Consider the following 260-nt stretch of genomic DNA (forward strand, 5'->3'; position numbering starts at 1 on the left):
GCGGCGCCTGAAGGCCGAGCGGCCGGACCTCGCCATCCGCATTCTGATCTGGGACATGCCCTGGCCGATCTCGGCGGGCAACGACCACACGCCGGACAGCGTGCGTGCGAGCCTCGGGCCCGACATCGACTTCCGCATCGACGGGACGCTGCCCTTCGGCGCCTGCCAGCACCAGAAGATCCTGGTGATCGACGACGCGATCGCGTTCAGCGGCGGCAGCGACTTCGAAGTGAACCGCTGGGACACGCCCGCCCACCGCG

The 260-nt window shown here is 70.0% G+C and carries 1 protein-coding gene; it reads left to right on the forward strand.

What is annotated here, in order from left to right:
- Window positions 1-260, forward strand: a 260-nt coding sequence (locus tag CVH10_RS21885; protein WP_219924986.1) for a hypothetical protein, incomplete at both ends; no start/stop codon positions are given.

Source organism: Halomonas sp. ND22Bw, from assembly GCF_003011945.1.
Classification (GTDB): domain Bacteria; phylum Pseudomonadota; class Gammaproteobacteria; order Pseudomonadales; family Halomonadaceae; genus Halomonas; species Halomonas halophila.